General features: G+C 79.6%; 3 protein-coding genes. All 3 read left to right on the forward strand.

Translation table 11 applies throughout. The annotated features are described in order from the left end of the window. Nucleotides 1–29 precede the first annotated feature (29 nt). Nucleotides 30–2,972 (forward strand): AfsR/SARP family transcriptional regulator, encoded by a 2,943-nt coding sequence (locus tag FHN55_RS24110; protein WP_139711873.1) that lies wholly within the window; start codon nt 30–32, stop codon nt 2,970–2,972. A 240-nt stretch (nt 2,973–3,212) separates the two neighbouring features. Next, entirely contained in the window at nt 3,213–6,122 is a 2,910-nt protein-coding gene (locus FHN55_RS08485) for a BTAD domain-containing putative transcriptional regulator (protein ID WP_218974468.1), read from the forward strand. A gap of 104 nt (nt 6,123–6,226) precedes the next feature. Further along, on the forward strand, nt 6,227–6,986 hold a 760-nt coding region (locus tag FHN55_RS08490), incomplete at its 3' end, for a sensor domain-containing protein (RefSeq protein WP_180357717.1).

Consider the following 6,986-nt stretch of genomic DNA (forward strand, 5'->3'; position numbering starts at 1 on the left):
CTTGGTCGGCCGTGGTGTTCCCTGACCCGGTGCACCCCGGGCTCCGCGTCGGCGTCCTGGGGGACCTGGAGGTCGCCGTGGACGGCCACCCGGTCGCCGTCGGCGGCGCCGTCCCGCGGGCGCTGCTGGTGCGCCTCGTCCTGGCCCGCGGGGCCACCGTGGTGGACACGGCCCTCCACGAGGACCTCTGGGACGGCGCCCCTCCGCCGAGCGCCGCCGGCACCACGCAGGCCCACGTCTCCCGGCTGCGCCGGGCGCTGCTGCCCGCGGGGTCCGCCGCCGCGGCCGACCAGCAGCCCCTGGTGCGCCGCGGTCCGGGGTACGCCCTGGTCCTCGACGACGACGCCGTGGACGCCCAGCGCTTCGAGCGGCTCGCCGCCGAGGGCCGCGCGGCGCTCGCGGAGCACCCCGGGCGGGCGGCGCGGGTGCTGGCGGAGGCGCTGGCGCTGTGGCGCGGCCCGGCCCTGGCGGACGTCGCCCACCGCACCTGGGCCGCGCCGGAGGCGGAGCGGCTCGGCCAGCTGCTGCTCAGCGCCCGCGAGGACGCGGTGCAGGCCCAGCTGGCCCTGGGCCACGACGCCGAGGCCGCGGGCGCGGCGGCCTCGCTCACCGCCGAGCACCCGCTGCGCGAGCGCGGCTGGGAGCTGCTCGCGCTGGCGCTGTACCGGCAGGGCCGCCAGGCCGACGCCCTGGGCCGCCTGGCCGAGCTGCGCTCCCTGCTGCAGGCCGAGCTGGGCGCCGACCCCGGCCCGGGCGTGCAGGAGCTCTTCCGCCGGCTGCTCGCCCACGACCCGGCGCTCCTGCTCCCGCGTCCCGCCGCCGGCAGCGGGACGGGGTCGCAGGCCGCCGTCTCCCCGGCGGCCCCGGCGGTCCCGGGGAGACCGGAGCCCGCGGCGCCGCCGGTGCGGTCGACCAACCTGCCGCTGCCGGCCTCCCCGCTCGTGGGGCGCGCCGCGGAGCTGGACGAGGTGGGGCGCCTGCTGGCGGAGCACCGCCTGGTGACGCTCACCGGCCCGGGGGGCACCGGCAAGACGCGGCTGGCGCTGGAGGTGGCCCGGCGGCGCGCCGACGAGGACGGCCCGTGGCTGGTGGCCCTCGGTCCCGTCGAGGCAGCCGGCCCCGGCGGGGGCCCCGACGGCGGGAGCCCCGCGCTGCGGGCGCTCGCCGCCGCGCTCGGTCTGGCGACGCCGCTGACCGGGGTGCGCGCCGCCGACACCGCCTCCGTGGCGCGCGTGCTGGCCGAGCGGGAGGTGCTGGTGGTCCTCGACGACTGCGAGCACCTCCTCGACGACGTCGCCCCCCTCGCCGAGGACCTCCTGCACGCCTGCCCCCGGCTGCGGCTGCTCGTGACCAGCCGGGAGGCGCTGCGCGCCGAGGGCGAGCGGACCTACGAGGTGCCGCAGCTGTCCGCGGGGGTCGACGGAGACGCCGTGCGGCTCTTCCTGGCCCGCGCCGAGGTGACCGCCCCGGGCTGGCGGCCGACGCCCGAGGAGCTGCGCGGCGTGGACCGGCTCTGCGCGGCGCTCGACGGGCTCCCGCTGGCGCTGGAGCTGTCCGCGGCCCAGCTGCGCGCCCTGACGCTGGCGGACCTCCTCGGCCTCCTCGACGACCACCAGGCCCTCCTGCGCGGCGGGCGGCGCGGGGACACCCGGCGCACCACCATGCAGGGCACCATCGCCTGGTCCTACGACCGGCTGGGACCCGCCGAGGCCGACGTGCTCACGGCCCTGTCGGTCTTCGCCGGCTCCTTCGACCTCGAGGCGGCGCGCGAGGTGCTCGGGCGCCCCGACGTCGTCCCGGTGCTGGCCGACCTCGTGGCGCGCAGCCTCGTCTCCGTCTCGCCGCCGGGCGCGCCGCGGCGCTTCTGGCTGCTCGGCGTGGTCCGCAGCTTCGCGGCGGCCCGGCTCGACCCGGGCCGCCGCGCGGAGCTGGTCGGCCGCCACACGGCGTGGGTGCTGCGGATGGCGGAGGCCGCACCGCCGGACCTGCGGGGCCTGGCCGGCACGCCCGCCATGGCCCGCCTGGTGGACGTCGCCGCGGACGTCGACGCCGCGCTCGCCGCCGCGTCCCCCGGCGACGCCGTGCGCATCGGCACCGGGGCCCACTGGTCGCTGTACGCGATCCCCTCCCGCACCGCGGCGAGCGCCGCCCGGCTGCGGGCCGGCCTGGAGGCCCTCGACGCCGACCCGGCGCTCGATCCGGGCGTCGGCGAGGCGCTGCGCTCCTACGGGTGGACCTGCGTCAGCCTCTTCGCCAGGCTCCTGGGCGACCCAGCGGGCTCGGTGGCCGCGCTGGACCGCGCCGAGGTGCTCGCCGGGGCCAGCGGAGACCCGCGCGCCCGGGCCCGGGTCATGACCAACCGCGCGTTCTGGCTGGCGATGGCCGACGACGACGGCGAGGGCGCCCGCGCCGAGGCGACGGCGGCGCTCGCGGTGGCCGCCGCGGCGCGCTCGGGCGTCATCGAGGCCGACGCCCTGCTGGCCCTGGGCGTCGCCGACCTGCGCAGCGGGCTGGCCCGGCGCGCCGTCGAGCACCTCGAGCGCTGCGCCGCGCTGGCCGACGCGCACGGCACGCCGTCGGTGGCGCTCGCGGCCCGCCAGCTGCAGGCCAAGGCGGAGCTGGCGGCCGGCCGCACCCGCGCCGCCCTGCGCGCCGCCGCGGAGTTCGGCGAGCGGGCCTGGCGGCTGGGGGAGGCGCTGGCGTGGGTGTCCGCCCTCTGCGAGGTGGCGGGGGTGCTCGTGCACGCCGGCCGACCGCTGGACGCCGCGGTGCTGCTGGCGGCTGCGGAGGCCCAGGGCGCGCGGATCGGCGCCTCACCGCGCCTGTTCGACCCCGACGTCGCCCGCACCGCGCAGGAGGTGGAGCTGCGGCTCGGGCCGCCCGAGCGCGACGCCTCGGCGGCGCGCGGTGCGGCGGTGCCGCCGGAGCAGCAGCTCGCGCTCCTGCGAGCGGTCGTGGCCGACGCCTCCTGACTCCCTCCCCCCCTGGCACTCCCGGAGCCGTTGACCACGCTCCGGCGCAGGTCGACGACGGACGGTGGCGAGTGCTCGGGAGGGGGTGGCGCTGGGTGGCGCGCGCGTGCTACCAGTGCCCCGTCGAGCTGGTCCAGCGGTGGAGCCGTCGGCGCCGGCGAGCCGGGGGACGGTGGGGGACGCGTGGTGGGTGGTCGAGGTGGTGTGCGGGTCGAGGTGCTGGGGCCGCTGAGGGTCCTGGTGGACGGTGAGGAGGCCGCCCTCGGTGGACCGCTCCCGCGGGCGCTGGTGCAGCGCCTGGCCCTGGCCGAGGGCGGGATGGTCACCGACGCCGCGCTCCAGGACGACCTGTGGGGCGAGGAGCAGCCCGCCTCGGCCGCCACCACGCTGCAGGCGCACGTCGCGAGGCTGCGGCGCGCGCTGGAGCCGGGTGCGTCGGCGCGCGAGGCGACGGTGCTGGTGCGCCGCGGCCCCGGCTACGCGCTGCACGCCGCCAGCACCGACGCCGCCGACTTCGAGCGGCTGGCCTCACGCGGCCGCACGCTGCTGGGCGTCGACCCGGAGGCCGCCGCGCAGGCCCTCCAGGAGGCGCTGGCGCTGTGGCGCGGGCCCGCGCTGGTCGAGGTGGCCGGGCGGGGGTGGGCCGCCCCCGAGGTGCGCCGGCTCGAGCACCTGCTCGCGGCGGCCCGCGAGGACCGCGTCGCCGCCGACCTCGAGCGCGGTGACGCGGCCGCCGCCTCGGCCGCCGCCTCCGCCCTGGTGGCCGCCGAGCCGCTGCGCGAGCGCGGCTGGGAGCTGCTCGCCCTGGCGCTGCACCGCCAGGGCCGCCGCGGTGACGCCCTGGCGGCGCTCGACCAGCTGGCCGAGCGCCTCGCCGACGAGCTCGGCGCCGACCCGGGGCCCTCGGTCTCAGCGCTGCGCGCCGCCGTCGAGGCGGGGGACGCCTCCCTGCTCGGGGCCGACCGCGGCGCGGCGCACGGCCCCGACCACCCGGCGGGTCGCCGCCCGATCGCGCGCACGTCCAACGTGCCCGCCCCGACGTCGCCGATCGTGGGCCGCGAGGCGGAGGTGGCGCAGGTGACCGACCTGCTCGCGCAGCACCGGCTCGTCACGCTGACCGGGACCGGCGGCGCGGGCAAGACCCGCCTGGCGCTGGAGGTGGCCCGGCGCCAGCAGGACGACGACGGACCCTGGCTCGTCGAGCTGGCGCCCCTGGCGGACGGTCGGCTGCTGCCGGAGGTCGTGGCGACCGCGCTGGGTCTCGTGCCGCCGGGCGGGCCCAGCCCCGCGGCCGCGCTGGCGTCGGTGCTGCGCCCCCGCCGGCTGCTCCTCGTGCTGGACAACTGCGAGCACGTCGTGGAGGAGGCGGCGGCCTTCGCCGAGGTGCTGCTGGCCTCCTGCCCCGACGTGCGGGTGCTGGCCACCAGCCGCGAGCCGCTGCTCGTGGACGGCGAGCGCACCCACGAGGTGCCCGTCCTGTCCGGCGGCCCCGACGGAGAGGCGGTGGCCCTCTTCGTCGACCGGGCGCGCGCCGCCTCCCCGGCGTGGCACCCCACCCGGGACGACCTGGAGCGGGTCGCCGAGGTGTGCGCCGCCCTCGACGGGCTGCCGCTGGCCGTGGAGCTGGCGGCCGCGCAGGTCCGCGTGCTGGCGCTGGCCGACGTGGCGGCGCTCGCGGACGACGGCTCCAGCCTGGGCACCCTGCTGCGCGGAGGGCGCCGCACCACATCGCGGCACGCCACGATGCAGGCGGCCGTCTCGTGGTCCTACGACCGGCTCACCCCGGCCGAGCGCGAGGTCTTCTGCGACCTGTCGGTGTTCTCCGGGGGGTTCACCCTGGACGCCGCGCAGCGGGTGCTCCAGCGGCCCGACGTGGTGCCCGTGGTGGCCGACCTCGTCGGGCGCAGCCTCGTGGTGGCCTCGCGGCCGGGGCCGCAGCGCCGCTTCCACCTGCTGGAACCGCTGCGGCAGCACGCCGCGGAGCGCCTCGACCCGGGCCGCCGCGAGGTGCTCGCCGCCCGTCGCGTGCAGTGGGTGGCCGACCTGGCCGCCCACGCCGACCCCTCCATGCGCGGGCGCCTGGCCGCCCTGGAGACCGACAGGCTGCACGACGAGGCCGGCAACATCCGCGCCGCGCTGTCGGACGGCGACCCCGCCGTCGTGCTGACGATCGCCAGCGGCTTCTTCTGGTTCTGGTACCGCGAGGGGCTGGTGGCAGAGGGCCTGGGGCACCTGCTGCCCGCGCTGGAGGCCGTGGCGGGCGACCCGGACGGCGAGCCCGACGCCGCCACGCGGGCGCGCGCCTGGAGCGGGGCCGCGCTGCTCAGCTACCTGGCCGGCGACCTGCCCGGCGTCGGGCGCGCCCTGGTCCAGGTGGGGGAGCACGCGGCCCGCTGCGACGACCCGCTCGTGCAGGCCCAGTCCCTGGCGCTGGTGGCGTACTTCGAGGCCGGAGGCGGCCAGGTGGCCGCCGGCCGCGGGCACGCCGAGGCGGCCCTGGCCATCAGCGACGCCCTCGGCCACGCCGCCACCCGCGCGGAGTCGCTCATGGTGCTGGGAGAGGTCGAGCGGCAGGACGGTCACGCGGACGAGGCCCTCGCGCGCCTGGAGGCGGCGGTGGCCGAGGCCGACGCGTGCGGCTACTCGTGGGTGGGGCTGAGCTCGCGGTGGTCGCAGGCGAAGGTCGAGGTGGCCCGCGGGCGCCTCGCCGAGGCCTGGGCGGCGCTGCTGGACAGCCTGGAGCGCGCCTGGCGGGTGGGGGAGACCACGTCCTGGCTGGTGGGCCTGGCGACGGCCAGCCACCTGCTCCACCGCGACGGCAGGGCGCAGGAGGCCGCCCAGGTGGCGGGAGCGGTCGCCTGGCAGGCCGGCCGGATCGGCTACTCGCCCGCGGCCATGGACGCCGACCTCGACCGCTACGCCGCCGAGCTGGCCGCCGGCGTGCCGCCCGACGCGTACGCCGCGGCGGCCGCCACGGGGCGCGACCTGTCCGCGTCCGAGGTCATGGACCTCGTGCGCGCGCTGGGCGCGCAGCACCGGTCGGGCGCGCAGGCGGTGGGCGAGGAGGCGGTGGGCGAGCATGCAGTGGGCGAGCACGGGGTGGACCTGCGCGACGACGACGCCGTGGCGTCCTCGCCAGGGCGCGCGTGACCGACCGGGGGAGAGCCGCAGGGCCGGGGGTGGGGCTGCCCCCACCCCGCAGACGCCGGGTCGCACCATGGTCGCGCACACCGCCCGCGACCAGGCTCTTCCCCATGACGAACACCGCCACGGCGCCGCTCGCGGCCGCCGCACCCGACACCCGACCGCCCGTCTCCCGACCCGCCTCCTCCGTGGTGCGGGGGTGGCTCCGCCGGACCCCCGGCGACCTGCTCTACCTGCTCTCCGGCCTGCCGGTCGCGCTCGCCTCGACGGTGGTGCTGTGGTCGCTGGCCAGCCTGGTCACCAGCCTCGCCTCGACCGTGGTGCTGCTGCCCCTGGCGCTCGTGGCGCTGCTCGCCGTGCTGGCGTGCGCCCGCGGGTTCGCGCACGTCGAGAGGTTCCGCCTGGCCTGGACGGGGGAGCGCATCGAGGCCCCGCGGCCCGCCGGCTCCCCGCTGACCCCGCCGGCCCCCACCCGCACCGGCCGCTGGTGGCGCTGGTGGGACTGGCTGCGCGACGGCCAGCTCTGGCTCGACCTCCTGCACGGCTCCATCGCCGTCGCCCTGGCCACCGTCACGTGGTCGATCACCGTGGCGTGGCTGAGCACCGGCCTGGCCGGCGTCAGCTACTGGGCCTGGGGCGAGCGCGCCGAGGCCGCCGCCGGGGGCGGCGTCACGATCGCCGGCATCACCTCGCTGCCCGTGGTGTGGCAGGTGCTCGTGGGAGCCGCCCTGCTCGTGACGCTCGTGCCGGTGGCGCGCGGCCTGGCCTTCGCCCACGCGGCCTTCGCCCGCGGCACCATCGGCAACTCCTCGGTGCGGGCCCTGGCCCAGCGGGTAGAGGTGCTGACCGCCAGCCGGGCGGCGGCCTCCG

The sequence above is a fragment of the Streptomyces sp. NP160 genome, assembly GCF_006335115.1.
Classification (GTDB): domain Bacteria; phylum Actinomycetota; class Actinomycetes; order Actinomycetales; family Quadrisphaeraceae; genus Quadrisphaera.